Below are 25,122 nucleotides of genomic sequence, written 5' to 3'. Positions count from 1 at the left end.
GAGATGAAGACTGATGTCAACGCAAGATGTTGAAAATGTCAAACAAGTGCAGCTTGACTTTGATGCGGAATGTCCGTCATGTAGCGCATCAATTGAATTTAATCCTTCCACGGGTAAACTGACTTGTCCGTATTGTGGCTTTGAGACTGAAATAGCAACGCCTGATCAGGAGGAACAAAAAGTTGCCCAGGAAATGGACTTCTTCAACGCAGAAGAACGTGGAAATTTCAATTGGGGCGTGGAGAAAAAAACGGTCATTTGTAAAGCCTGTGCTGCTGAAACGATATATGATGCTCTACAGGTTGCAGATAGTTGCCCTTACTGTGGTTCCAATCAGGTTATGGAGGCTAGCGCTGAAAATACACTTGCACCAAATGGGGTATGTGCTTTTGAAGTAACAGATAAGCAAGCAGGAGAACATTTTCAAAAATGGATTAAAGGCAGATGGTTTACACCGAAAGCTGCTAAAACTAGTGCAAGACCCGATGCTTTTAAAGGAGTATATCTTCCATATTGGACATTTGACTCCAAAACAAGCTCTAGATATTCTGCTAGATATGGACGTCATCGAACGGTTACTGATAAAGATGGGAAAACGCACACGGAAACCGATTGGTATTCAACAAGTGGCTTTTATCAGGAGTTTATCGATGATCACTTAGTCAGTGCAACGACCCGATATGATCGCGACATGATGCGCAAGATTGAACCTTTTAACCTTTTAAATAATAAAGCCTATAAACCAGAATATGTAGCTGGATTTTTATCAGAGCGTTACAGTATCGGCTTGCAGGATGGATGGAGCCAAGCAAAAAATGAAATCCATGATCATCTCCATGCACAAATTACGTCCAAAATTCGTTGGGAAAATCGTGCGGATGTAGTATCAAATTTACGCTTTTCCACAAATCATGATGATATTACATACAAATATTTAATGTTACCGATTTGGCTATCCTCCTTCCGCTATAAGGAAAAGATTTATCGCTTTATGGTGAACGGACAAACGGGGCGAGTAGGCGGCAATGCGCCAATTTCACCACTTCGCGTAACCATAGCTGTTCTGTTATCGTTAATGGTACTAGCAATCATTTGGTATTTCTTCCTGTCTGAATAATGATGAGCAGCACTCCAATTTGGAATGCTGCTTTTTTTCATCCCTGACTTCTGGGCGACAGACTGTTTAGATTTTTCGAGCAGATGGGCTATTGGACATAGATTTTTTTACAATAAGTATTGAAGGTTGAAATAACATAAAATTGTCCTGAATTGCTGGGTAAATGACTGATTTATTTAGTATAGATAGGGTTATTATCATGTATTGTCATGGCTGTTTCCGCGGTATGCTGCATACGTTATAGTGAGAGTACAGCCTTGAAAAAATGTTTTACTGGTTTAAAAATGATCAGATAGTAGAGAAAGCAACCTATTCTGTCTGAAAGTCGTTAGAAATGGTGAAAATCAAACACTGGTTAAAGCGAAGAAAAGGCAAAAATTTAGGTTAGATTTTCCATTAATTATGATAAGTGAAGTTGCGATTTTACTTTAAACCACTTATTATACAGTCAGAGAGCATTTTTTAAGCTATTAATGCACTATATAATGTTATTTTTGAATAACAATAAAAAGTTATTCATAATGGAGGTTTCGATGATGGACGCAATTGAAGTGTTAACAAATTTAGATCAAATACATGGGTATTATCAACCGATATTTAGCGCAGACGCGCATACGGTGATTGCCTACGAAATTTCCGGACATCTCCAAATTGAAGGGCAACAAATTAATTTAAAGGATTTCGTCAATAATGAAGATATTCCAGAAGAATATCGAATTGATATGGAGCATAAAATTTTACATGCGGCATTAGCCCAAATTGATGAGATTGCATCTGATATAGATATTTACATTCCAAGTAATCCAAATTTACTAATGCAAGATTTTGGTGAAAGTCATTTTAATATTATCCAACAATATATAGCTGAAGAGGATTTACGCCGTATCGTACTGGTTGTATCAGAGCACCGTTTTTTAGGAGATATAAATAAATTACACCACGCCCTGCGTTATTTTACGACTTTTGGGGTGAAAACCGCTGTGCAGGAAGTTGGAGCAGAAAGTCATTTAGAGCATATTGCTTTATTGGCACCTCATATTTTAAAGGTTAATACACGTGATTTAAATTATGATTCTTGGTCAGCTCAATCGGACATGATTTCCGCTATTGGTAGCCTTGCCTATAAAATTGGTGCCAATCTTTTATTTGAAGATATCGAAACGGTGTACCAGCTACAATTTGCCTGGAAAAACGGCGGTAGATTTTATCAAGGTCCGTACCTAGCGAATCCAGCAATGACCTTTGTCGATAAAGATGTGTTAAAGGAACGCTTTAAAAAGGAATGCCAGCAATTCATTACTTCTGAAAAGAAAATGCTAGAGGCGCAATATGTGCAGTTGAAAAAATTAAGAGAGGAATTAGAGGCAATTGTTCACCGTGTGAAACCAACGAGCGACAATGTATCCCAGCTAGAATATCTTGCCGAGTTATTGGATAATTACTCTTTCCGACTCTATATATGTAATGAGGATGGTTTCCAATTAACACCTAATATTATGCGAATTGATGGTAACTGGGAAGTACAGCCAAGAGCCATTAATAAGAACTGGAGCTGGCGCCCATACTTCCTCCAAACAATTATTAAAATGCGGAATGATCAAAGTGGGGAAATCTCAGAATTATACCGTGATATTGAAACAGGGGAAATTACTAGAACATTCTCCATCGCCATCAACGAACATGAATATTTGTTTGTTGACCTTTCCTATGACTATCTTTATGAGCACAGTATTTTTAGGTAAGCCTAGAAATGCTTACCTATCAAGGGTTATGAGGTGTAACTTATGATTGTACCTCAAAGTTGAAGATTAAAGTGATTTATCCGAATTGAACTTAACCTTTACGAATAGTTCTCTTAAAGAAGGTTTTCATGAATTTATGCCATAGACTTTTGTTAACTTACAAAGCTTTCATCTTAGGATGGAGGCTTTTTATATGGAAATATATCCTATGTCATTTTAAATGGTCAAATCAAGTGAAAATAGGGGTAGATTAATGGGAAGTGTAGAAAATGAAGTATTCGTGATAAAGTAATGTTGTACTAAAGTATCTGTTGCATCTTTAAAGTTGTTCTTGCGATTATGAGTGATAATGGTGTAATATAGCTTCAACAAATAACCCGAGCTTTGACATGAAAAAATTTAAAACGTTTATTGATAAAGCATTTAAATGGCCAGATATACGTCAAAAAATAATAGAACTTCATCAGATGCCCGAGGATTTTGCAGTTCCACATAATTCCCCTGAATTTAACTATTTTAAAGTTATTATTCAAGTTATAAACAAAAAGGACGGATGTAATGAAATATAATAAAACAACAATGCTAAAGCTTATCAATGAACATCGAGCGTTGCATGATGAATTAAAAAAGCTAAAATCTGAAATTGGTTTAGAGAAAAACTTCGCAGTAAAGGCATTGTATCATTCATTTGTTGCAGAGGAAGGTCCTTACATGAAAGAATACCAGGATTTAGAGCGATTATAATAAATCATAGTACCACTAACAAGTGGTTGGGAAAATAAGGGGAGATCCTTAGTTTAATTTAGTGGAGCATCATTCAAATAAGGAATGATGCTCTTTAATTTTAGAAAGAGATATTAAGTGTGTCAGAGAGAGCTTCCTTTGCTTTTTTTAGAGATTAGGCATCAAAAATGTTTTAATTTGCTATTCATAACCATATAATACTATTAAAGCTATTATTAGTATGAATGGAGGAATTAAATGGAAATAAAAACACAAAATAAATTTATTGATTTAGTGAAAAATACCATTAGTAATAACGGACAAACTATCGGAAAGCGTCTTGAAGAAAAGCACAAAGGCTTTGAGAGCGGCTGGAAGGTTGATGGAAATGAAGTTGTGTTTTGGGTTAGTCCTACACTAAGTCTTAGTGATTATACAGGAAGCTTAATGAATGAATTTAGTTTCACTATAGCTTTTGACGAAGAAACAGATAAATTTATTGTATCTGGCAATAGTGCCAAGTCTCGAACTTTGTTATAAATAATCAATTATTGAGTCACATCCAATAGATGTGGCTTTTGTTTTTGTAATGATAAAAAGAGTTGCATGTACAAATTGAATAGTTATGATAATTTTCTGAATATAATGTGTTACTATTTATTTATGAATAATGCTAATGATGGTGAAAAGGAGTTATGATGAGTATAAATTTCGAATTTAAAGATTTTCCTAAATTGGAAACGGAACGCTTTATCTTACGAAAAGGTATAGTTGATGATTGCAAAGATATTTTTGCACTTTATTCTGATGAAAAAGTGGTCAAGTATTTGCCATTAACATTATTTGCTTCAGTTGATGATGCATTACATGAATTAAACTGGTATGATAAAATTTTCAAAGAACAAACTGGCTTAAGATGGGTAATTGAAGAAGCTAAGACCAAAAAAGTGATTGGCACTTGTGGTTATTTGAATTATGAAAAAGAACATAACCGCATAGAAATTGGCTATGATTTAAACCCTGAACATTGGGGAAAGGGTATTATGCAAGAGGCTTTAAGTAAGATTATACATTTTGCTTTTACGTCGATGGGAATAAATAAAATCGAAGCGAAAATAGAGCCAGAAAACAATTCATCTATAAGATTGTTGGAAAAATTAAATTTTAGTCAAGAGGGTGTTTTGAGACAACACGAACTTGAAAAAGGGAAGTATGTTGATCTTGCCATTTTTTCAATATTGAAAAGTGAATATCAAGAGATTTAGGAAGAAGTCATGTCCCGTAATGGGAGGTGGCTTTTTCTATTGCTTTGAACATAGCCTCAAGCAGCCTTAATTTGATGTTGTAGTCACATTTTTTAAGTCCTTTGTGCACTAATTTGAGTCTGTTTCCTTTCTTTAGAAAAAGGTCGATTCAGTATCATTAACTTCTGAATCCGCCCCTTCCTCCTAAGAATATTACTGTAGTAAATTTCTTGCTAAATCTGTAAAGGCTTTTATCGATGGAGAAATCCATTTTTCTTGATGCCACAACATTTGAGTGGCAAATTGTATTTCAGATAAATCCCAAGGTAGAGGGATCAGCTCACCTCGCTCCATTTCTCCCTTTAGCGCCATTTTTGGTAATAAGGCAATACCGAGTCCCGCCATTGTACATTGTTTAATGGCTTCTACACTATTAAACTCAAGTTCAGTCAAGCTGTCTGCCCCATTCTTTACCAAAGTACGATAAAAGAAAGTCCGATAAGAGCAACCTTTTTCACTTAATAGAATATGCTCTCTATTAAAATCTTCTATGCTTAATGTAGCACGAGAAGCTAATGGATGGTCGGGGGAAACAACCATAAGAAACGGTTCGTCCAATAAAATTTCTGTATGAAGATCTGATGATACGATCGGTTCATCTAGCATAAAGACCACATCAACATCTCCTTCTCTTAGACTTTGTTTCAAATTTTGACCAGACAAAGGCTTAAAAAGCAGACGAACATGGGGATATTGTTGACGATAATCTCTGAGTAATGCTGGTAAACGGTATGTACAGAGTACTTCGTCTGCACCAATGATAATTGTGCCAGTTAATTCTCCGTTCTGACTGGAGACACAACGGGCTTCCTCTATATCGTTTAATATTTTGGTAGCATAGGGCAATAACTGGTGGCCAGCATCTGTTAATACGACACTCTTGCCCAAGCGATCCAATAACCTGACGCCCAATTCTTCTTCTAACGCCTTGATTTGCATGGTTACAGTAGACGGAACATAGTTCAACACTTCGGCAGTGCGACTAAAACTGCGAGTGGAAGCAAGCGTCCAAAATGTTTTAAGCTGACGGATTTCCATTGATACAGCACCTCTTAATTCAAAAAAAATGAACGTTATATTCAAAAACGTTTCGTTGATTTGATGGTAACAGTATCGTAGAGTAAAAATCAAGCTACACGCAAAATTTTATAAAAGGGGATTTGAATTATGAAAGATTACGAAATTTATTCACTTGGAGATGTCTTGCTACAATCGGGACAAAAATTGCCTCAAGCTTTTCTTGCTTATAAAACCTATGGAACTTTAAATACTGCAAAATCAAATGTGATTGTTTATCCTACTTGGTTTGCTGGCCAGCATACGGATAATGAGTGGTTGATTGGTTCTGGCAAAGCACTTGATCCAGACAAATATTTTATAATCGTGCCTAATATGTTTGGGAATGGATTATCCTCCTCTCCAAGCAATACACAGGCTCCTATGGATAAAGGTAATTTTCCACTTGTAACGATCTATGATAATGTTCGGTTACAACATCGACTCATAACTGAAAAATTTGGTATTAAGAAAATTGCTCTAGTCGTTGGATGGTCACTCGGTGCGCTGCAAACCTTTCAATGGGGAAGAAGTTATCCTGAGATGGTCGAACGGATTGCACCGTTTGGCGGAACAGCAAAGACCAGACCACATGCACAAGTTGTTTTTGAGAGCCTTATCGCAGCATTGCAAGCAGACGCCAACTGGAAGCGAGGCTTCTACACTAATCAGCCTACAGCAGGACTTGCTGCGATGGGACGCGCCTATGCGCCATGGGGATTTTCTCAAGCCTACTATTTAGAACAGCTCTATCAAGAAGAAGGGTACACAACATTAAAGGCATATCTAGAAGATTATTGGGATAAAGTGTTTCTTTCCTTTGATGCAAACGACTTGATTGCCATGCTACGAACAGGTATTAACGGAGATATAAGTGCTAATCCTCAAGACAACAGAAATTTTGAAAAAGCGTTAAACTGTATCACTGCTCAAGCCCTTGTTATGCCAGGGTCGACCGATCTTTTTTTTCCGCCAGAGGATAATACTTATGAAGTAAAGCACATGCCTAATGCAGTTTATCGACCAATCGAATCTAAGTGGGGACATTGCTTCGGAATTGGACAAAACGAACAGGATTCTCTTGAGATAGACAACCAATTGAAACAGTTTTTACAATTGGTATAGCAAATTTATGTATGGAGTAAAAGTGAATTTTTATTTGGCATTCATATTGCGAAGAGGGCTAAACGTATAAAATCAATTCACCTTTAATAGAACCTAATTCGAAAAACACCCTCCAAAAAAGAAGTGACTATCTATGCCTATCCAGTAATGAGTAAGTTAAAAATTGAATGAAGTGCAGTATAGAACCATTATGGCATTTATGAATATAACAATTTTAGATAGTCTGTTCAGAATTTGTTGAGGATGCTATGCTATTTTAGTAATGAACATGCATAGGAACAAAAAAACTAGGTGCTCCGATTAGGAGAGCCTAGTTTTTTAAGATGAGAAGAGTCACTTGGGATGGTGTGACCCTGGTAACAATTTCGGAGGTGTAAGGCTAATTTCGCTTTACACTATTATTTATATGCTGTATTCGTTATAGTTATATAGTTAATTGCCTGAGAAATAATAATAAAGAAACTCATAAATCGTCTCTACGCTTCCTTGATTAGCTAGGATAGAAATGGTAAAGTGAAAATAACTTTAGGGAACAGGAGGAGAATTTACATGAAAAAAAGATCTATTCGTTTTTTAAGCATGGGTATAGGGTTCTCCACGGCTGTTTTTTTCTAAAATCGTTGAACAAGGGATAAGTTTGCCCTTTTTTAGAAAAATAAGAACCTAAAGGAGTATGGAAGATGACAGTAAAAATAGTGCGTAAAAATCCAATGCAGGTGCCTTACCCAGTCGGAAAATATAGCCATGTAACAATCATCCCGAAAGATGCAACAATGTATGCATTTTCAGGACAAATAGGTATTGGTCAAGATGATCAATTGCCTCAAGGATTCGAGGAACAAATAACCAATACATTTAATAATATAGAAACGATTTTAGCAGCTGAGGAATTGGATGCTAGTCATGTAGTCAAGGCTAACATTTGGGCAACAGAGGAGATTGATTGGGCTTATTTCGATCAGCAATGGGAAGCCATGTTTGGTGATTCCTATCCCTCTATGACTGTTGCTTATGTTACGGCTTTAGGGCTACCAGATATTAAAATAGAGATTGATCTTTGGGCTGCTAAATAGCCTAAAAACGACAATATCCAAAAGATATTGTCGTTTTTTGTATAAATACTGTTCTAACGTAACATCCTTTTTAATTGCTTCAATTCATAATTTAATTCGTCAATTTGCTTTTGTAGTTTGTCAATATCATTGCTATTGCTTTCATTTTCCTTCAACTCATCCTCTAAAGCAAGACCAGCCGCAATAGTCGCTATTGCGTCACCGAGTGTTGTAATGGCTCCTGCAATGACCGCCAGCTTAGCTGCTTGGCTAACTGATTCGATCCCCTCGCTATTCCTATAGCCCTTGTTATTTTTCATAAAATCCTCCCTACAAAAAAGGGTATTATTTGCATTATATGTTTAGGATAAGTGACAGGTGAAAAATCATTTGGCATACATAGCCTAAAAGGTTACTGATGTTGGCAAAGAGGCAATAGAAAACCACCTACAACAATATAACACTGGACTCGTTTTTAGCTCTGATTGGAGTGGTTGTTGATTCTGCAAGCAAATAGGCGTATAAAATGCATTTTTTTTAAATGACAGGTTTTGAATAATAGTGGTGAGTGAAGGGCAACGGTTATTAACAAAGAGAAATTCACTGGAGCGAAAGCAGACCGACCACAATTAAATAAGCTGCTATCTAAAGCAGAGGAAGGTGAGAAGCTTGTTAGAACCAAACCCCTAACTTGATTTTCTTACAAAAAACTTTTGCAACAGGGGAGTCTCTTTATAGGGAACATCATTGATTTCATGAAGCCCTCCTATGTTTAGCACCAATAATCAAGTGGTTATTTAAAGAGGTGTTTTCCAGAAATTTTGCGATTTTTGGAGGCTTTTATTACATAGCTATTTCAAGGTAATTCAAAGAATAAATAATCATTTTACCTTATGGTAAAATATGATGTCAATAATAAATTTGTAATTTTTTTAAAAAATGTTATAATAGTCTTACAATTACTTTTTTAAAATCGTATTTCGAATTCAGATGTCCTTTTTTACAGATAGAATTTGGGTACGTTTTTTTAATATCCTTTTTTAAGCCGAAGAAAAAATCAAAACAGTTATGTGTGCTTTAAAGGAAGTTAGTTGAATAAAATGATTAATTTACTATCTAATAGTAACCGAGTTTTTATTCCTTAAGGAGGACTAGAATAATGAATCTAATCAATAAGAAAGTTACACACAAGCGTTTTGGCATAGGTAGTATAGTTAAGCATAATGATTCTAGTATTGAAATACATTTCGGATCGGAAAATAAAAGGTTTGTTTTCCCTGATGTATTTGGAAAGCACCTAAAAATACATGATAAAAGTGATGCTAAGTTACTTGAAGAAATTATACAAAAAAAGGAAATTGAGCGAAAAGAGGAAGAATGGAAGAAGGAAGAGGAAAAAATACTACAAAGAAAAAAACTGGTACTTCGTTTGGAACACGAAAAACTTATGCATAACCATAAACTTCATCCTGCATCACAAATGGTTTTTTGGTGTGACACAGAAGAACAGGATAGTTCTTTTTCAGAGTGGAAAGTTTTTTCGGGCATATTAAAAAGTGGTAATAACAAAGGAAAGCCAAACAAACCGAGCCGTTTGCACCAAAATAGCGCTGTCCTCTTAACAGCAAAAGATTCCAGCATGCTTGAAAAAGACAGACGTATCTTAGGTGTCTATATGGTGAATGAAAACTTTGTCGGCAAGCTTTGTGAAGATGGATATATTCCAGCTCATTCAAAATACAGAATTCAACTTACAGAACAGGAATCGGATCAGCTGCTTTTCTGGCACTATTATATCAATGAAAAATTCCCTGAAAAAATGACATGGAATACAGGTAAATATCGTTATTTTGAAAATTTATGGATGGCTCAAATTTTGCTTGATATAGTTTCATTAAAAAGTGACACAAATGAACGAGAGCTGGCACAACAATTTTTTAAACATTTTTGCAAAATGAATCAAATAACAGCCCAAGAGTTACCAAAGCCTAATGGCGCATTAACGCGTATATAGATGTTAGTCCAAGGATTATAAGAGTGACGAACAACTATTTTTTTAGCGGTATATTTGATTGCATTTTACCAAGAAGAAAAGACAAAGCATCGAATAATCAGATACTTTGTCTACAGTCTGAGGTTGAGAAATTATTTTCTCAACCTTTTTATTTACACTCAATATTTTCTACATTTAAACACTTAGTTTCACAATAATAGCCTTTGCCGCCAACATAAACTTTTTCTATTTCATTCTTGCTATTGGTTGCTAATTTAACTAATATTTCGGAAGGTGAGTGTAAAGAATACCCTTGTTCAAATACATAGACTTCTTTTTGCAAGTAGTGCTTTTCATAAAGGTAGCAAGCTAATGCACCGTTTGAAGTTCCAGTCGCTGCTTCTTCATTGATGTCGTATAGTGGAGCAAAATTTCTGCATATAATTCGATTGTCATTAAAAGTATATAGATGCATCCCGACAACATTATAATACTTGCTGATTGTTTTAATTTTTTCAAAATTAGGTTGCAGTGCATGTAATCGTGTTTCGCTTTTTATAGGAATTAAAATATCTTTTAAGCCTGTGGAGACAATTTGAATTGGGTATTTATTGTCTATATCTTTAATGTCAAAACAGTCGATGAACTCGTTTGGAGATACAATATCATAGAATTTCGGTTTGTTTTGTTCCATGAATATGATGTCATCTTTTATGGTAATAGTAAGGACACCGCTGTTCGTTTCAATCGTATAGCTATTCCTGAAAAGTTTATTTAAATGCATCAGTATCGCGAAAGAGCCAATTGTGGCATGACCACATAAATCAACTTCTTCTTTTGGTGTAAAATACTCAAATTTATAATCAGCAATTTCAGATTCTGATATAAATGCGGTTTCCGCATAGCCCAGTTGTTTGGCTATTGCCATTTTTTGAGTAGTGGTCAATGTATTCTCAATAAATACCACTCCTGCTTTATTTCCGCCTTTATGATCCTTGCTAAATGCACTTGCAACATAAACAGATATTTTCATAAGACACCCTTCTTTCCTCACTTATAGTAAATTGTAGCATAGAAAGCACTAGGTATAAATGATGTTGGATAAATTTGCTATAAAGCAAGAGACAAACTATTTTTAGCATCTGAACTCTCCAGAAATAGTTTATCTACAGTTTGAGTCACTAGATTTATTTTCTTTTGTTTCCTATAAAGTGTCCCAAATGTTTACTTTCGGTTCTTATAGCTATTTTATAAAAATAAAAAAACAGCGTCAGCACTGGGCTTACGCTGTTTTTAAATTAGTCACATCTGCATATTTCTGACCGTAATCGTATGTATGCAATAAGTGACCAAATAAAATGGGGATGTGTTTCTTGCTGAAGATATGAGCAAAGATGGAAAGCGAGTAGGGTACATTACCAATATATGACGTTTAATCCAATACTGATAGGTGTTTATCATTGACGATAAATAATTAGTGCCCTTTTTTGCTTTGGCGTAGGGGAGGGGCTGTCCAATAGGTGCCCATTCGCCACAGCCATTCCATAGGACCAAAGCGGAAAAAATGTAACCATAGCTTGCTAAAGAGCAATTGACAAACATAAATACCTAGACAAATCCACAAAGACTCAATGTAACGAAGCTGTCCAATGAGCTGGAAGGCATGACCGATTACTAGAATAAGCGCGGTTTGCCCCAAGTAATTGGTTAAGGCCATTCGTCCATATGCCTTTAATGGTGATAACAGTTGTTGAAATAAAGAGCTTTGTAGTAATAGAATGATTGTCCCCATGTAAAATGCCGAAGCGAATGGGCTAAACTGTAATCCGATTAATGCAAATTGCTCGATATTTGTAATATGGACGTCTAGCTGATCCTTGGACAGTTGATCCATCGTATCGATTGCATCAGGGACATACTGCCATTGATAAATCCAGCTAGCAATACTTATACAGCCCATAACAATCGTTACTAGTATGATTTTATTTCGATGAATTGAGATATTTTCAAATAAGCGATATTGACCAGCAGTTAGACCTAGCAAAATCAGTGGAAAGGGCATCAAAATTTTAAGGCCCCAATAAGCAGTAATAGCTAATAGGATTAATCCAATGATTAGATTGAATTGTTTGCGTATTTTATAAAATGGCAAGGCTACAAAGCCAAAAATGGCATAGACCGTTAAGGCTTCACCTGGTTGGAAATAGAAATGGACAATCCCCATAAGTAATAACATCAAAAGTCTGCGACTAAATAAGGAATAAGCTTTTTCATTTCTTGCAAGGGCACGAGAAATAAAAAGATAGAATCCTATACCAAATAAAAATGAAAAAATGATGAAAAATTTACCCTCTATAAAAAGAGTTAAAAAGCGACTATAGGCAATATCGCTCGTTAATGTAGGGGGTTCAATCCACATTAATGCGGGAATATTAACTAAAATAATGCCAAGTAGAGCGAATCCTCTTAAATAATCTAATGTATCAATTCGTTTGTTGTTGTCGGTTGGTTGCAACGGTCATCTCCTCCTTCAAAGCCAAGTATAAGATAGTTTACTAAAAAGTAGTAACGATGAAGGTTACACGAATCTGACGAAATTGTCATCTAACAGATTAGCTTTCATTTGGCTCTGGATATATCTCTAATAGCTCGTGTGCATGCTGACGCAATAGTTGAATTAATGCTTGGGGTTCTTTGACAATCGCATGTGGACCGAGGCGAAAGAAAAGGGAGCTATTAAATTGAAGTTCACCTTGATCGATTATCGTATCAATATAGCCTGTACCATCACTAAGTAGGACAACAGCTTTTTCAAGATGTGGCTCACTTAAACATTGACGAACCCCTTCACTTGATAATTCTACATATAAGCGAATAGGATGTTGAGGTTCATAGGCACTTTCGAGCCATTGCTGCAAATTCATAGTCGTCTTATGGCTTTCATCGCTGGCTTCAATGGCATGGATACGATCAACACGAAAGAGTAAAATTTTTTCGTTTGATAATAGTAACGCAGGCATATACCATAAGCCATCATGAGCGTACACACCAATAGGCTGGACATGCTTCGAAGTGATACCAGACTTTGATTCATATTGGATATGCAATTGTGATTGGTTGATGATTGCCTCTAAAACGTCTGTTAAGAGTGGTGTTGTAATGGCTCTTTTAGGATTCCAAAAGGCCATATAGGATTGCAGCGTATCCACCTTTTTCTTGGCCTCCTTCTGTAAGGAATCATAAAGCTTTTGAGAAACAGACTTCATTTGAGTATTAAAAGGTAAGTCACGATAATAATGCAAAGATTGGAACGCAAAGAAAATAGAGACCGCTTCTTCCTCGGTAAATAAGATAGGGGGGGGAATCGCATTTGACAATACTGTATAGCCGCCATGTCTGCCTTGCTCCGCATAGATAGGTAGCCCCATGTCACTTAAATCTAAAAGGTAACGATGCACCGTTCGCACCGAAATATCGAATGTGTCGGCAATTTCCTGCGCTGTAAATTTCTTTTTAGCACTGACAAATAACAAAATATCAATTAATCGTTTGGCTTTGGACATATTTTTTCACCTTTTTATTTAATCATGCCAATAGTTGTCATGTTTTATATCTAGTATAGAGATTGTGCAAGAGATTTTCAAAAGAACAGGAGTTGACGAGATGTCACGAGAAATAGTGGTATTTATCGGATTAAGTGTAGATGGATTTATTGCTAAGGAAAATGATGATTTACAGTGGCTTGAAGAAACAGAAGGGGAAGGAGATAATGGCTACTCCGATATGTATCAAACTATTGATACTGTTATTATGGGCAAACGAACATACGATTATATTTTAGCGCATAGCGATACGTTCCCATATCCTGATAAAAGGTGCTATGTGTTTACAACATCTCAATCTGGGAAAGATAAACATGTGACGTTTGTTCAAGAGGATGTTGTCGCATTTACTAAGCAATTAAAAGAACAACAAGGTGCAAAAATTTGGATGGTTGGTGGTGCGGGGATTCTAGACGCCTTTTTACAGGAACAGTTAATTGATGAATGGATTATTACCATTACTCCCCATTTGCTAGGTGCAGGGATATCTTTGTTTAAATCTCCACGTCCGTTCGAAAATTTAAGGCTACTGGAGACAAAGCGATATGGTCAAATGGTGCAAATGCATTATCAGGTGAGAAAAGAGGCTTAAATCGAGCCTCTTTATCCGAAGATGCGAGAATTTACATTCGACTGTATCAAATATGATGATAAAGTCTCTTTCTAAATGGAGGTAAGAAATAGGAACCTCCTCTTTACCATTGTTGAAATTATTGTATAATAAAGGGAATATTTCTACAAAGATACATAAGATGGGAGATGATTCGGTGACGATAGGATTTCCACAAAGAATACATATTATTGGATCTGTTGGCAGTGGGAAAACGACATTAGCGAGGGAATTATCTAAAACCTATCAGATTCCTTTTTATGAATTAGATAATGTGGCATGGATTCGAAAGGATTCAGGGGATATTAGGCGAACAGATGAAGAAAAAAAGGAGCACTTACAAAGCATTCTCCAAACGAACATTTGGATTATTGAAGGAATTCATCAAGAGGAGTGGGTTGTTGAAAGCTTCCAACAAGCTGATTGCATCATCTTTCTCAATACGCCTTATCCTATTCGTGTCTTCCGTATTATGAAGCGGTTTATGAAACAAAAAATCGGTATCGAAAAAGCCCATTATCAGCCAACATTTTCGATTTTCTTTAAAATGTTTCGTTGGAATAAACGCTTTGAGCAGAAGGGGAAACCTAAATTTTTTAAACAACAAAGCGATCTGTTAAATAAAATTTTAGTAGTTCAGCATAAAAAGGATTTGGATCACTTCCTTCAACAATTCTAAAGCGTATCCCGATAAAAGGATACGCTTTTTTTAAGCATTTTTCTTTGTGCGTGTAGTACGCTTTCTTGTAGCTGGCTTTTTTGTTTTATCTAAGGAAGCCTGTAGTGCTGTCATTAAATCTGTGACATTATCAGGAATTGGACGTTGTTTATCACTGGTCGCTATCGTATTCGTACCTTTCTTTTCCTCGATTAATTCTAGTAAAGCATTGCGGTAATCGTCCGTATATTTTTCAGGGTTGAATGTAGTCGTCAATTGGTCTACCAGCAATAGAGCTGTTTCAAGCTCCTTTGGTACAACATCCTGTTCACTTGGAATATTTGGAACATCCCCAACACTTCTCACTTCATCTGGATAGTGAATGGTTTCCATCACGAGTGCATTTTGATAAACGCGCACGATGGCAAGCTGTTCCTTAGATCGAATAATAATTTTAGCAATGCCAATTTTTCCTGATTGCTCTAATGTTTTAAGTAATAAGGAATAGGCCTTAGCTCCGGTTGCATCAGGAGAGAGGAAATAAGTGCGCTCAAAATAAATGGGGTCAATTTCAGTTAATTGCACAAAATCAATAATTTCCACAGCTTTATCTTCATTTTCCTTACGCAAGTTTTCTAAATCCTCTTGATCCAACACGACAAATTTATTTTTGGCATATTCATAAGCTTTGACGATCTCTTCATCTTTTACTTCTTGGTTACAGCCCTCGCAAACCTTTTTGTAGCTAATCGGCGTATGGCACTCCTTGTGAAGCTGTCGCAATTTAACATCTTTATTTTCAGTAGCGGCATGTAGTTTCACAGGGATATTAACCAGTCCAAAGGAAATACTGCCTTTCCACACTGTATGCATTGTTTGTCACCTCGTTTTTCTTACTATGATATATTTTGATGCTTTTTATGTATCTTAAATTGAAATCATCAAACACTGAAAATAAAAAGCAAAGTAGGTATGGTGAAATGAAACCAATGCTTTTAACGGAAACAAATGATATTCCTAGTGGTGGTGAATGGTTATTTGAAACGAAATATGACGGTTTTCGCTGTATATTAGTTTGGGCTGAAGAGCCGCTGCTCATTAGCCGTAATGGTCGAAATTTAAACCACTTGTTTCCTGAAATTTTGGCTTTTTGTCAGCAAATACATGCGTCCATTCAAGCATTTTTACCACTAACCTTAGATGGGGAGTTAGTTTATTTACGCAATCAATACAAAAGCGAATTTGCCATTGTTCAAAAAAGAGGGAGAATGCAAAATCAAGATGCCATTGAGACACATGCAAAAGCTTTTCCTTTTCGCTATCTTGTGTTTGACGTGCTAGTTTTCAAAGGGGTGTCACTGCAAAACCGCTATTTAAAAACACGTAAAGAGCAATTGTCCAAGCTTGCAACAAGATTAAAACTGCCAAGCGTCGACTATGAGGATCCAAGGTCTATACAAATGATCCAAGGTGATGAGGACAGAGAGAATGTATGGCAAGCCATCAAGGTTTACAATGGTGAGGGCATGGTGGCGAAGAAGAAAACAAGTAAATGGCTGGATAACACCCGTTCTAGTCATTGGTTAAAAATTAAAAATTGGCGTTATGTGACGGTCATAGTAACGCAGTATGATCAGGTCAATGGCTATTTTCATGGCTCAATTTATGATGAGGGACAAATACGAGAAGTCGTTACATTTAAGCATGGCATGGCTGAAGAAGAACAGCAAACACTTGTCGCATTCTTTCAGGCAAATGGGCAGCGCCATAAAGGACTATGGCAGTTAGAGCCTTCTATTTGTGTCGATATCGCATGTATAGATTTCGACGGCAGTAAGCTTCGAGAGCCTAGATTTCATGCTTTCCGATTAGAGCTATCACCAGAAGATTGTCAATGGCAGCATATGCAGCGGCAGCTTTTTCCAATCCCCGAATCAGTACCCATTACCCATCCAGAGAAACCAGTGTGGCCTGCAATGGGTATAACAAAGGATTATTATTTATCCTATTTACAAAGCATCGCGCCCTATTTATTACCTTTTCTAAAGGATCGTCCACTAACATTAATACGATTTCCACATGGTGTTCCAGGAGAAAGCTTTTATCAAAAAAGTAGACCAGAAAAACTGCCTGATTTTGTGGCAACGACGGCGATGGATCATATTGATACTATAATATGTAACAATATGGAAACCCTTTTGTGGTTAGGAAATCAACTGGCTGTAGAGCTGCACATTCCATTTCAGACACAGCATTCCATTTATCCAACAGAAATTGTTTTCGATTTGGATCCTCCCTCAGCACAGCATTTTTCATTAGCTATTACAGGTGCACTTGATTTAAAGGACATTATTGACTTTTTTAATCTACAATCTTTTGTCAAAACATCGGGCGGGAAAGGCTTACAGCTTTATATTCCATTACCCGAAAATACTTTTAGCTATGAAGAGGTGCGTGTGTTTACTGAATTTGTTTGTCGTTTTTTATGTCAGCAAAAACCGAATTTATATACAATGGAGCGTTTAAAAAAGAATCGTCATGAAAAATTATATTTAGATTATTTACAGCATGCTGAGGGTAAAACCATTATTGCTCCCTATTCCACTCGTGGCAATGTACAGGGCTTAGTCGCAACACCTCTGCATTGGGGGGAAGTTCATGAGAGTCTATCACCAGAGTTCTTCACGATTCCTGCTGTCATGGAACGTATGAAAAAAGGGAGTAACCCCTTTCAATCATTTCGTGAGGTGGGGGAGCAACAGGATTTTCAAGCTGCTTTGGATCGTTTAAAAGAATGATTCCTTTTCAAATTTATCTAGGTGAATACATGGCCCTTCTAAACCTAGTAAAAAGAATAAGCAAGCATCAGCTAGTAGGAAAAAAGCAGTCCTACTGAAAAACAGGCTAGTTTTGACTACATTAGCAGCAGTCCCCTTTATAGGGATACAAGAGGAGAGCCTTTACTTGAAGCTGAGCATTTCGCACCCACTAACTTGCAGAAAAGAGGTGTCTCCCAAATCACTAGAGGCACCTCTTTTTACTGTTAGCGTGACGCCTGGGTATTTACTTTTTCTAAGTAGTCCAGTATGCCCATTGATGACACAATCGTATCGAACGGGATTGTTTGATAGACTGGATGATCTGTGGGAATGTCGTTTTCCTGTAAATAGCTGAATAAAAGCGTCTTTAAGCGATCATCTAGATAGCGAACTTGCTGCTGGAAGTCACTTGATGCCGCTTGTGCGTTTCTGCCCTCTGCTAGAAAGAGAGGTGTCCAATAGCGCACCTGACGATAAGCCTCTGTTGGATTTTTATACGCACCGTAATGGCCGAAATATAGTTCACTTGCATGGAGCTTTTCATACAATTGAAGAGATAGCTCCATTGTTTCTGGGTCGTACTGGTTTGGAGAAGTCGACGGAATGATTAAATCAATCGCTTCACCATCCATTTCTGGGTAACGAACGCCTGTTGTATCCCCGACAAACAAGCCATTTGTAGCAGAATAAAGCATTGAAACATGATGTTTAGCATGACCTTCTGTATGAAAGAACGTTAAATGATGTTGTCCTAAAGATAGACGCTGTTCATGGCTAACCTCAATAATTCGCGTAGCATCGATAGGCACAATTGGATCAAAGAGTTTATCAAATTCAGCACCATAAACGCTCTTTGCACTGGAAATAAGGCGACTTGGATCAATCATGTGAGCCACCCCTCGTGGATGGACTACTAATTTGGCATTAGGACAGCTTTGTAAAAATAAACCTGCGCCGCCAGCATGATCTAAATGGATATGTGTCACGATTACATAGTGAATATCCTCTAATGCAATATTTAGTTCCTTTAATCCTGCCATAATATAAGGAACGGAAGGGCTTGCAGAAGTTTCGATCAAGGCAATTTTTTCATCCATTAATAAATAGGAGCTCGTTCGCTGCTCACGATTTAAATCATGTGTGTCAATACAATAGAAATTTGGTGCGATTTGTTGGACATTAGTCAAATGTATTTCCCCCTTTTATTTCAAAAATGACTAAAATATGCTTTCGAATGCAATATTTAGCTACAAAAAGTAGTAGTTATACTATATAATAATAGAAAATTAAACTGAATGTCCATTCATTTTTTAGGGGGATAAAAATGGAGAATAAAATTCGTTATGACACACGGAAAGTCCACCGTGTCAATTTGGCTATCATCTCAATATTAGCCATTTTAATTTGCGGACCAATGATTCTATCGAAAGGAATACATTTTTTATTTATTGGGCTTGCTGTCATTTCATTGGCAGTTTGTAATTATTTATTACCCATCAAAACGTATGTCAAAGGTTTTATCTTTGGCTTAATTCCATCAAGTGTTGTTTTTACACTATTTTTGCTTGATAGCTTTTCATTAAATAAGCACTATATTTTACTATGCACGGTGGCCATTATTGCCTTGTATTTTAAAAAAGAATTAATTGTCTTCTTTGGTATTCTAACAAATCTTAGCTTTTTCATTTTATATATGGTCAACTCGTCATCCTTGTTGGGCCCATTTGATGATATCATCGTCTTTGTAACACTTCTAGCGATTATGAATGGCGTGATTATTGTCTTTTATTTGCTGGCCAAATGGGGGAATGAGCTGATTGAACATGCAAAGGCGCAGCAAAATGAGGTACAAGCATCCTTCAATCAGTTACAAAATACCTTTCTTGAAATCGAAAAAAGCAGTCAGGCCTTGGATGAGCATGTCACGCAATTCCAGCAAACGATGCAAAGGATTTCAGGCTCTAGTAAACAAATATTGCTAGCGACAGAGGCTATTTCGGCAAGTATTCAGCAGGAAGCCTCTAGTCTGCAAGTGATTCATGGCACAATGGGCGATTCCGTCCATTTCGTGAATGAAACTTTGACCATATCAAAGGATACCGTAGGAAAATCAACTGAGCTGCAGCAGGAGGTTTTGGCAGGTTGGAACAAAATGCAGGAGGCGATGGCCCAGATGAGCGTGATGAGTGATGCGATGAGCTCAACTGCAGAAACTGTAAATGAGCTACAGCACAGCTTGCAAACGGTAGATAGCCTATTAAAGGGAATTACACATATTGCAGAGCAGACCAATTTATTGGCATTGAACGCGGCCATAGAGGCGGCCAGAGCAGGGGAGCATGGTAAAGGATTTGCCGTAGTGGCAGATGAGGTACGCAAGCTAGCAGAGGAAAGCGCGGCGATTACCGTAAGTATTACAAATGTGACGAAAACCTTGTTTGAAAAATCAACAGCAGCACATCAACGTTCTGACGATGGTGAGAAAGCGTTACAGCATGGGGAACAATTGTTGCAGGAAGTCAGTCATTTCTTAAATGTCTTGAAGGATTCATTTGCTCAAACCAATACAGATTTAACTAGGGGAATGCATGAATTAAGCAGTGCGATTTCACAGTTCGAGACAATCCAAGTGCAAATTGAAAGACTTAATAAAATGACCGAGCAAAATGCTGAGTCCACTGGCGATATTTTACATTCAGTGGAAGATGAAAATCAGCTACTGGTGAGGATGACCGATACGACCAATCGCATTCAGACGTTAAGTGATACGTTAAAATCATTAGTGATGGCAAAGGTTTGATTGAATCATTGAAATTGAAATAAATGGTAGGGTAAAATGAGAATATGATTTAACATTGTAGATGGAGGGTATATAGATGTTATTCATCAGCATTGTTTTATCCATACCTGTTTATGGTTATTGTATATGGTGCTTATATGATCCAGAAGAAAGTTTTATTTTTTGAACGTTGGCGCTACAAAGAAACGCCAACGTTATCTGATTTGTAAATCAAATTCATACGTATTGGTAGCGTGTTTGCCAGGGTGATTGTAACGTTTTATTTAATTGTAGTAGCACCTGATCCGTTACCAATGTTACAGGATGAGTTGAAAATAGAGGAGGGATTCCATGAACATTCGTAGCTTAAAAAGTTCAGATTACTATATTTTATCTCCATTGATTAATGAGTGGTGGGGAGATAGGAATATGTCAGATAAGCTGCCCAAATTATTTTTTGATCATTTTACGAATACTAGCCTAATCATGGAAAAGGATGGCGAAATTATTGGCTTTCTTGTAGGGTTTTTATCGCAGGCCAACTCAAATGAAGCATTTATCCATTTTGTTGGGGTCCATCCTGATTACAGAAAACAGAATATTGCAAAAAGGTTATACGACGTATTCTTTCATGTAGTGAAGCAATATCATCGAAATATTGTGAAATGTGTCACGTCACCTATAAATGAAATTTCGATAGCCTTTCATACGAATATGGGCTTTAGAATGGAAAAGGGTGACAAAGAGATGGATAAGGTGTCCGTCCACAGCAATTACGGTGGCGAAAATCAAGATCGTGTGTTGTTTTATAAGATTCTACCGTAATTAGCTTTACAGAACTTGCATATAGTCCCGAATAAGGGGGCTATAAATGTTTATCAAAAAGGTATTTACGTTATGGTTTCTACTAGCTGTTATTGTTTGTAGTGGATTTTTCCTTTTGGCGAATGCACCTATTCAATATGCTGAAAAATCCAATGTTTCAGTGCCACAGCCCAGCAATAATGAATTATTGGGTTATATTCAGCAATATCAATTTTTAATCAGTGAGATTTCCCATGCCCTGCGCAAAGAAAATTATAGCTTTCAATTAGATTACGGGGTTCTGCCTAATGACAAAATCGAACTTCTCGTGTCATTACCAGACAAGGCTGATACTAGCACCAAACAAAAAATAGAAGAAATTATGTTGAATGTGTTGAAAGAAAATAATTTAAATCCTGTTTTTTTTCAATTAACGTTAAAAAATCTTTACGAACCAGCAGAGCCTAGCTCAACGCGACTAAGCTATAATGATGTCCTCGCCAATCTATTTGAAGAAATGATTGACCAAAATTATGGCATCTTCAGTATCGATCATAGTATTACATCTGAGGAAATTCAGATAAGGATTAATTTAACACAAGAGAAAAATAACATGATACAAAAGCAGGTTTATCAGCTAGCGGAAGACATGATTAAGAAACATCATTATGATGTAGAGCAATTTTCTATCGATGTTCAAAATAATATCAAAATTTTAGATTAAAGGGTTATGACAAAAGTTTTTTAAATGCAGATCATTGATTAGGAAAGAGCTGTATAGAAAAACTCTGGCATAAACAATCTATGAAATAAATAGTAGCACATCCCTCTTATATAGAGAGGAGAGCCTATTTAGGGTGAGGTTGTACGTTAATACTAAAGACTGAGCAAACCAGTTTGGTTATGCTCCTTTTTTATATCAATGAACACCTCTATATCCTATAAAATGGAGGTTAAGAATGATGAATAAAATAGCTATCGTTACAGGTGCAAGTCATCCAAGAGATATTGGTACAGCTATTTGCAGAAGATTGGCTGCGGATGAGGTAAATATTTTTTTCACACACTGGCAAGCTGATCCTGCTTGGATTGATGAATTCCAAATGGAGATAGAGAGTATGAGGGTCTCTTGTGAAGATATGACGATTGATTTATCAAATCCACTGGCAGCACAAACGATATGTCAGAAGGTTGTTGAAAAACTAGGCGTACCTTCCATTCTAGTAAATAATGCAGCTCATTCAGCACAAGATGGCTATTTAAAGTTAGATGTGCTAACACTCGACCAACATTACGCAGTCAATATGAGGTCAACCTTTCTTCTTTCTGTTGAATTTGCCCGACTATGGAAAAAGGCCAATTTAAAAGCAGGCAGAATTATTAATATGACATCAGGTCAGGATTTAGGTCCGATGGTTGGGGAATTAGCCTATGTCTCGACGAAAGGAGCTATTTCAGCGTTTACAAGGTCCTTAGCTCAAGAACTCGCTCCCTTAGATATTACCGTAAATGCTGTCAATCCAGGGCCAACAGATTCTACTTGGATGAATGACGGCATTAGAACCCATCTGTTACCGAAATTTCCACTGGGTCGGATTGGTACGCCGGATGACGTGGCGAAAACCATTAGCTTTCTTGCAAGTGAAGAGGCTACCTGGATAACTGGACAAATCATTCATTCAGAAGGTGGGTTTTTGCGAGGATAGAAAAGTTGAGATTAAGAGTCTTGCTAGGCATTGGGGCAGGCTCTTTGTATGTCAACAAATGACCTAACATAAAAAGGGTCACTCCCAAATATGGAAATGACCAAGTTTTGTAAGGTGTGTTCGTTGGAGGAAAAAATCTTAAAGAACAGATTCTATATTATTTTATTCGTTTAAAATAATAATTTCTAGGTTTTTAACCAGTGACTAAGCTTCTTCCTCAAGGCTGTATTTTTTCCCATAATCAACACTTTTATACTCCTCCTACTTATGTATCGTAAGGCAAAAAGGTTGCTGTAGACCCACTCGATGTTGAGTTGTTATTATAAAAATGTACGTAAGTGGGAGGTAAGTGAATTGGAAGCAGAAAGATATAATAATCTTAAATTAGGTGAGCGTGGTGCAATCATCAGTATTATTGCCTATATAGTTTTGTCCATTATAAAAGTTGTAATGGGATACATGACGGGTTCAGAAGCTTTGAAGGCAGATGGGCTAAATAATACGACCGATATTATTGCCTCTATTGCAGTACTTATAGGGCTAAAGCTTTCTCAAAAACCTGCAGACCATGATCATCGATACGGTCATTGGAAAAGTGAAACCATTGCATCGATGGTAGCTTCATTTATTATGATGGCCGTTGGTATTCAAGTATTAGTGGGTGCTTTTACGTCCATTTTTCAAGGTGGAAAAGAATCTCCAGATATGATCGCAGCCTATGTTGGGTTAGGATCAGCAGTGGTTATGTATGCTGTCTATCGTTACAATAAAAAATTGGCTGACAAGATAAACAGTAAAGCAGTCATGGCTGCCGCTAAAGATAATTTGTCAGACGCTTGGGTAAGTATTGGCACTGCTGTAGGGATTTTAGGATCACAACTACATATGCCTTGGTTGGATACAGTAACTGCTATAGTGGTAGGTTTCATCATTTGTAAAACAGCTTGGGACATCTTTAAAGAAGCTTCTCATGAACTTTCTGATGGATTTGATGAGAAAATTCTTCAAACATACAAAGATATTATTTTAAAAATAGAGGGAGTCAAAGGGCTAAAAGAAATCAGAGGAAGAAATTATGGTAACAACGAGGTGATAGACGTCGTCATTCTTGTAGATGCAAACTTAGATATAACGGAAGCTCACGATGTCGCGTCTGTTGTTGAAAAAAATATGGTTGAAGAACAAGGCGTTTATGAAGTGCATGTACATGTTGAACCCAAGGAAGCATAGTCGGGTATAGCAGTTACGATGAACATTCATCAAGTTTGAGGAGTTTTGGTACATTCCTGTCCAATTCAATAATAATTAAATTTGTAAGGATAAAATTTTATAATAGCACCTACAATTCAATTCGGGGCTTTTAGACTGTGGCAAATACAATGTTTGTCACAGTTTTTTCTTTTGATATCTTACTCTTCATTCTTTTGCGTAGTAGCATGTTGTTTTGGAGACAGTCTAAATGATATTCATAAGCTAATGGATATCTTTTAAATAAAAGACTGTCGAAATGATGAAGGTTAATGTAGTGTAAAGAGCTGTTAGAACACTTTGGAGTAGCAGAAGTAGTTGTTCGTTCTGCTTGAAATGGTAGAAACAGTGCATAGCATGTTGGAGACATACCTGTCAAAAAATATATGAGCAGTTGAGCTTGCTTTAGAAGGGGATTGTCTGATGAAGGCTACCACAATTAAGCAACCTTGAGTGAGCTTAATCACTCTTGGTGAGAAAAAATTGAAACATGTAGTAGGGCAACACCTTGATCCAATTGCTATCCAAGCTGGTAAAACAATGGACATAGGATATTGTGAATGTCCCTCCAATTAAAAAAGCGCTTCAAAAGCATGGAATTGGAAATGTAAATTTACCAATGGGTGTTGTCATTTAACTTCTAAATCAGTTAAATGGTCATTGAATTCAGAAGTAATTAGAGGTCGATGAACTGCACTTTGGTGATTTGAGGAGTGGTTGTTATGCATGGAAGCTGAATGCAGTGAAAGTATTATCTAAGCCAGTGCTGACAAAAGGGAAGTTA

The 25,122-nt window shown here is 36.7% G+C and carries 23 protein-coding genes; 16 read left to right on the top strand and 7 right to left on the bottom strand.

The window, feature by feature from the left end:
* Positions 1-13: 13 nt before the first annotated feature.
* The 5 genes from NV349_RS12270 to NV349_RS12250 all read left to right on the top strand — a co-directional run bounded on the left by NV349_RS12270 (position 14) and on the right by NV349_RS12250 (position 4,847).
* Positions 14-1,117, top strand: a complete 1,104-nt coding sequence (locus NV349_RS12270; protein ID WP_058843669.1) for a TFIIB-type zinc ribbon-containing protein — start codon at positions 14-16, stop codon at positions 1,115-1,117.
* Between the two features lie 536 nt (positions 1,118-1,653).
* Positions 1,654-2,859 carry an EAL-associated domain-containing protein gene (locus NV349_RS12265; protein WP_334312331.1) on the top strand — a complete coding sequence of 402 codons (1,206 nt, stop codon included), beginning with the start codon at positions 1,654-1,656 and terminating at the stop codon, positions 2,857-2,859.
* Between the two features lie 558 nt (positions 2,860-3,417).
* Positions 3,418-3,603 (top strand): hypothetical protein, encoded by a 186-nt coding sequence (locus tag NV349_RS12260; protein WP_271910062.1) that lies wholly within the window; start codon positions 3,418-3,420, stop codon positions 3,601-3,603.
* 237 nt (positions 3,604-3,840) lie between these two features.
* Positions 3,841-4,122 (top strand): hypothetical protein, encoded by a 282-nt coding sequence (locus NV349_RS12255; protein WP_271910060.1) that lies wholly within the window; start codon positions 3,841-3,843, stop codon positions 4,120-4,122.
* A gap of 155 nt (positions 4,123-4,277) precedes the next feature.
* Positions 4,278-4,847: a GNAT family N-acetyltransferase gene (locus NV349_RS12250; protein WP_374703118.1), complete on the top strand. Its 570-nt coding sequence runs from the start codon at positions 4,278-4,280 to the stop codon at positions 4,845-4,847.
* Positions 4,848-5,039: 192 nt separating this feature from the next.
* Here the strand turns inward: NV349_RS12250 and NV349_RS12245 are convergent, their stop codons facing one another.
* Positions 5,040-5,924: a LysR family transcriptional regulator gene (locus NV349_RS12245; protein WP_089932724.1), complete on the bottom strand. Its 885-nt coding sequence runs from the start codon at positions 5,922-5,924 to the stop codon at positions 5,040-5,042.
* Positions 5,925-6,053: 129 nt separating this feature from the next.
* Between NV349_RS12245 and NV349_RS12240 the strand changes: the two genes are divergently transcribed.
* Positions 6,054-7,067 carry an alpha/beta fold hydrolase gene (locus tag NV349_RS12240; RefSeq protein ID WP_089932729.1) on the top strand — a complete coding sequence of 338 codons (1,014 nt, stop codon included), beginning with the start codon at positions 6,054-6,056 and terminating at the stop codon, positions 7,065-7,067.
* 680 nt (positions 7,068-7,747) lie between these two features.
* Positions 7,748-8,140: a RidA family protein gene (locus NV349_RS12235; protein ID WP_036117034.1), complete on the top strand. Its 393-nt coding sequence runs from the start codon at positions 7,748-7,750 to the stop codon at positions 8,138-8,140.
* A gap of 53 nt (positions 8,141-8,193) precedes the next feature.
* On the opposite strand, the gene NV349_RS12230 is transcribed toward NV349_RS12235, so the two are convergent.
* On the bottom strand, positions 8,194-8,439 hold the full coding sequence (locus NV349_RS12230; RefSeq protein WP_036117032.1) for a hypothetical protein: 246 nt from the start codon (positions 8,437-8,439) through the stop codon (positions 8,194-8,196).
* Positions 8,440-9,278: 839 nt separating this feature from the next.
* On the opposite strand from NV349_RS12230, the gene NV349_RS12220 reads away from it, so the two are divergent.
* On the top strand, positions 9,279-10,133 hold the full coding sequence (locus NV349_RS12220) for a malate synthase (protein WP_141905667.1): 855 nt from the start codon (positions 9,279-9,281) through the stop codon (positions 10,131-10,133).
* A gap of 148 nt (positions 10,134-10,281) precedes the next feature.
* On the opposite strand, the gene NV349_RS12215 is transcribed toward NV349_RS12220, so the two are convergent.
* From NV349_RS12215 to NV349_RS12205, 3 genes are all read right to left on the bottom strand, one after another.
* Positions 10,282-11,145, bottom strand: coding sequence for a PhzF family phenazine biosynthesis protein (locus tag NV349_RS12215; protein ID WP_036117027.1), 864 nt, complete (start codon positions 11,143-11,145; stop codon positions 10,282-10,284).
* Positions 11,146-11,586: 441 nt separating this feature from the next.
* Positions 11,587-12,627, bottom strand: a complete 1,041-nt coding sequence (locus tag NV349_RS12210; protein ID WP_271910056.1) for a DUF418 domain-containing protein — start codon at positions 12,625-12,627, stop codon at positions 11,587-11,589.
* A gap of 97 nt (positions 12,628-12,724) precedes the next feature.
* Positions 12,725-13,675: a helix-turn-helix transcriptional regulator gene (locus tag NV349_RS12205; RefSeq protein ID WP_271910055.1), complete on the bottom strand. Its 951-nt coding sequence runs from the start codon at positions 13,673-13,675 to the stop codon at positions 12,725-12,727.
* A 100-nt stretch (positions 13,676-13,775) separates the two neighbouring features.
* Between NV349_RS12205 and NV349_RS12200 the strand changes: the two genes are divergently transcribed.
* Positions 13,776-14,306, top strand: a complete 531-nt coding sequence (locus NV349_RS12200; protein WP_036117023.1) for a dihydrofolate reductase family protein — start codon at positions 13,776-13,778, stop codon at positions 14,304-14,306.
* Between the two features lie 175 nt (positions 14,307-14,481).
* On the top strand, positions 14,482-15,003 hold the full coding sequence (locus tag NV349_RS12195; protein WP_036117021.1) for an AAA family ATPase: 522 nt from the start codon (positions 14,482-14,484) through the stop codon (positions 15,001-15,003).
* A 30-nt stretch (positions 15,004-15,033) separates the two neighbouring features.
* Here the strand turns inward: NV349_RS12195 and ku are convergent, their stop codons facing one another.
* On the bottom strand, positions 15,034-15,855 hold the full coding sequence (gene ku, locus NV349_RS12190; protein ID WP_058843681.1) for a non-homologous end joining protein Ku: 822 nt from the start codon (positions 15,853-15,855) through the stop codon (positions 15,034-15,036).
* Between the two features lie 107 nt (positions 15,856-15,962).
* Here ku and NV349_RS12185 point away from each other — a divergent pair, with 107 nt between their 5' ends.
* Entirely contained in the window at positions 15,963-17,780 is a 1,818-nt protein-coding gene (locus NV349_RS12185) for a DNA ligase D (RefSeq protein ID WP_271910052.1), read from the top strand.
* A gap of 245 nt (positions 17,781-18,025) precedes the next feature.
* Here the strand turns inward: NV349_RS12185 and NV349_RS12180 are convergent, their stop codons facing one another.
* Positions 18,026-18,988, bottom strand: coding sequence for an MBL fold metallo-hydrolase (locus NV349_RS12180; RefSeq protein WP_271910051.1), 963 nt, complete (start codon positions 18,986-18,988; stop codon positions 18,026-18,028).
* 137 nt (positions 18,989-19,125) lie between these two features.
* On the opposite strand from NV349_RS12180, the gene NV349_RS12175 reads away from it, so the two are divergent.
* From NV349_RS12175 to NV349_RS12155, 5 genes are all read left to right on the top strand, one after another.
* The gene (locus NV349_RS12175; protein WP_036117013.1) at positions 19,126-20,601 is read left to right on the top strand and encodes a methyl-accepting chemotaxis protein; all 1,476 of its coding nucleotides are present in this window, start codon (positions 19,126-19,128) and stop codon (positions 20,599-20,601) included.
* A 330-nt stretch (positions 20,602-20,931) separates the two neighbouring features.
* Positions 20,932-21,405 carry a GNAT family N-acetyltransferase gene (locus NV349_RS12170; protein ID WP_036117011.1) on the top strand — a complete coding sequence of 158 codons (474 nt, stop codon included), beginning with the start codon at positions 20,932-20,934 and terminating at the stop codon, positions 21,403-21,405.
* A gap of 46 nt (positions 21,406-21,451) precedes the next feature.
* The gene (locus NV349_RS12165; RefSeq protein WP_058843683.1) at positions 21,452-22,108 is read left to right on the top strand and encodes a hypothetical protein; all 657 of its coding nucleotides are present in this window, start codon (positions 21,452-21,454) and stop codon (positions 22,106-22,108) included.
* 235 nt (positions 22,109-22,343) lie between these two features.
* Positions 22,344-23,090: an SDR family oxidoreductase gene (locus NV349_RS12160; RefSeq protein ID WP_442916350.1), complete on the top strand. Its 747-nt coding sequence runs from the start codon at positions 22,344-22,346 to the stop codon at positions 23,088-23,090.
* 354 nt (positions 23,091-23,444) lie between these two features.
* The gene (locus NV349_RS12155) at positions 23,445-24,320 is read left to right on the top strand and encodes a cation diffusion facilitator family transporter (protein WP_101966709.1); all 876 of its coding nucleotides are present in this window, start codon (positions 23,445-23,447) and stop codon (positions 24,318-24,320) included.
* Positions 24,321-25,122 lie beyond the last annotated feature (802 nt).

Source organism: Lysinibacillus sp. OF-1 (assembly GCF_028356935.1).
Classification (GTDB): Bacteria; Bacillota; Bacilli; order Bacillales_A; family Planococcaceae; genus Lysinibacillus; species Lysinibacillus fusiformis_D.
The sequence above is the reverse complement of the archived record's forward strand: the minus strand, read 5'-3'. Positions and strand labels throughout refer to the sequence as shown.

What these genes read in the sequence shown, in the direction of transcription:
- NV349_RS12270 (WP_058843669.1), top strand. Translation starts at nt 14, where the DNA reads ATGTCAACGCAAGATGTTGAAAATGTCAAACAAGTGCAGCTTGACTTT.
- NV349_RS12265 (WP_334312331.1), top strand. Translation starts at nt 1,654, where the DNA reads ATGGACGCAATTGAAGTGTTAACAAATTTAGATCAAATACATGGGTAT.
- NV349_RS12260 (WP_271910062.1), top strand. Translation starts at nt 3,418, where the DNA reads ATGAAATATAATAAAACAACAATGCTAAAGCTTATCAATGAACATCGA.
- NV349_RS12255 (WP_271910060.1), top strand. Translation starts at nt 3,841, where the DNA reads ATGGAAATAAAAACACAAAATAAATTTATTGATTTAGTGAAAAATACC.
- NV349_RS12250 (WP_374703118.1), top strand. Translation starts at nt 4,278, where the DNA reads ATGATGAGTATAAATTTCGAATTTAAAGATTTTCCTAAATTGGAAACG.
- NV349_RS12245 (WP_089932724.1), bottom strand. Translation starts at nt 5,924, where the DNA reads ATGGAAATCCGTCAGCTTAAAACATTTTGGACGCTTGCTTCCACTCGC.
- NV349_RS12240 (WP_089932729.1), top strand. Translation starts at nt 6,054, where the DNA reads ATGAAAGATTACGAAATTTATTCACTTGGAGATGTCTTGCTACAATCG.
- NV349_RS12235 (WP_036117034.1), top strand. Translation starts at nt 7,748, where the DNA reads ATGACAGTAAAAATAGTGCGTAAAAATCCAATGCAGGTGCCTTACCCA.
- NV349_RS12230 (WP_036117032.1), bottom strand. Translation starts at nt 8,439, where the DNA reads ATGAAAAATAACAAGGGCTATAGGAATAGCGAGGGGATCGAATCAGTT.
- NV349_RS12220 (WP_141905667.1), top strand. Translation starts at nt 9,279, where the DNA reads ATGAATCTAATCAATAAGAAAGTTACACACAAGCGTTTTGGCATAGGT.
- NV349_RS12215 (WP_036117027.1), bottom strand. Translation starts at nt 11,145, where the DNA reads ATGAAAATATCTGTTTATGTTGCAAGTGCATTTAGCAAGGATCATAAA.
- NV349_RS12205 (WP_271910055.1), bottom strand. Translation starts at nt 13,675, where the DNA reads ATGTCCAAAGCCAAACGATTAATTGATATTTTGTTATTTGTCAGTGCT.
- NV349_RS12200 (WP_036117023.1), top strand. Translation starts at nt 13,776, where the DNA reads ATGTCACGAGAAATAGTGGTATTTATCGGATTAAGTGTAGATGGATTT.
- ku (WP_058843681.1), bottom strand. Translation starts at nt 15,855, where the DNA reads ATGCATACAGTGTGGAAAGGCAGTATTTCCTTTGGACTGGTTAATATC.
- NV349_RS12185 (WP_271910052.1), top strand. Translation starts at nt 15,963, where the DNA reads ATGAAACCAATGCTTTTAACGGAAACAAATGATATTCCTAGTGGTGGT.
- NV349_RS12175 (WP_036117013.1), top strand. Translation starts at nt 19,126, where the DNA reads ATGGAGAATAAAATTCGTTATGACACACGGAAAGTCCACCGTGTCAAT.
- NV349_RS12170 (WP_036117011.1), top strand. Translation starts at nt 20,932, where the DNA reads ATGAACATTCGTAGCTTAAAAAGTTCAGATTACTATATTTTATCTCCA.
- NV349_RS12165 (WP_058843683.1), top strand. Translation starts at nt 21,452, where the DNA reads ATGTTTATCAAAAAGGTATTTACGTTATGGTTTCTACTAGCTGTTATT.
- NV349_RS12160 (WP_442916350.1), top strand. Translation starts at nt 22,344, where the DNA reads ATGATGAATAAAATAGCTATCGTTACAGGTGCAAGTCATCCAAGAGAT.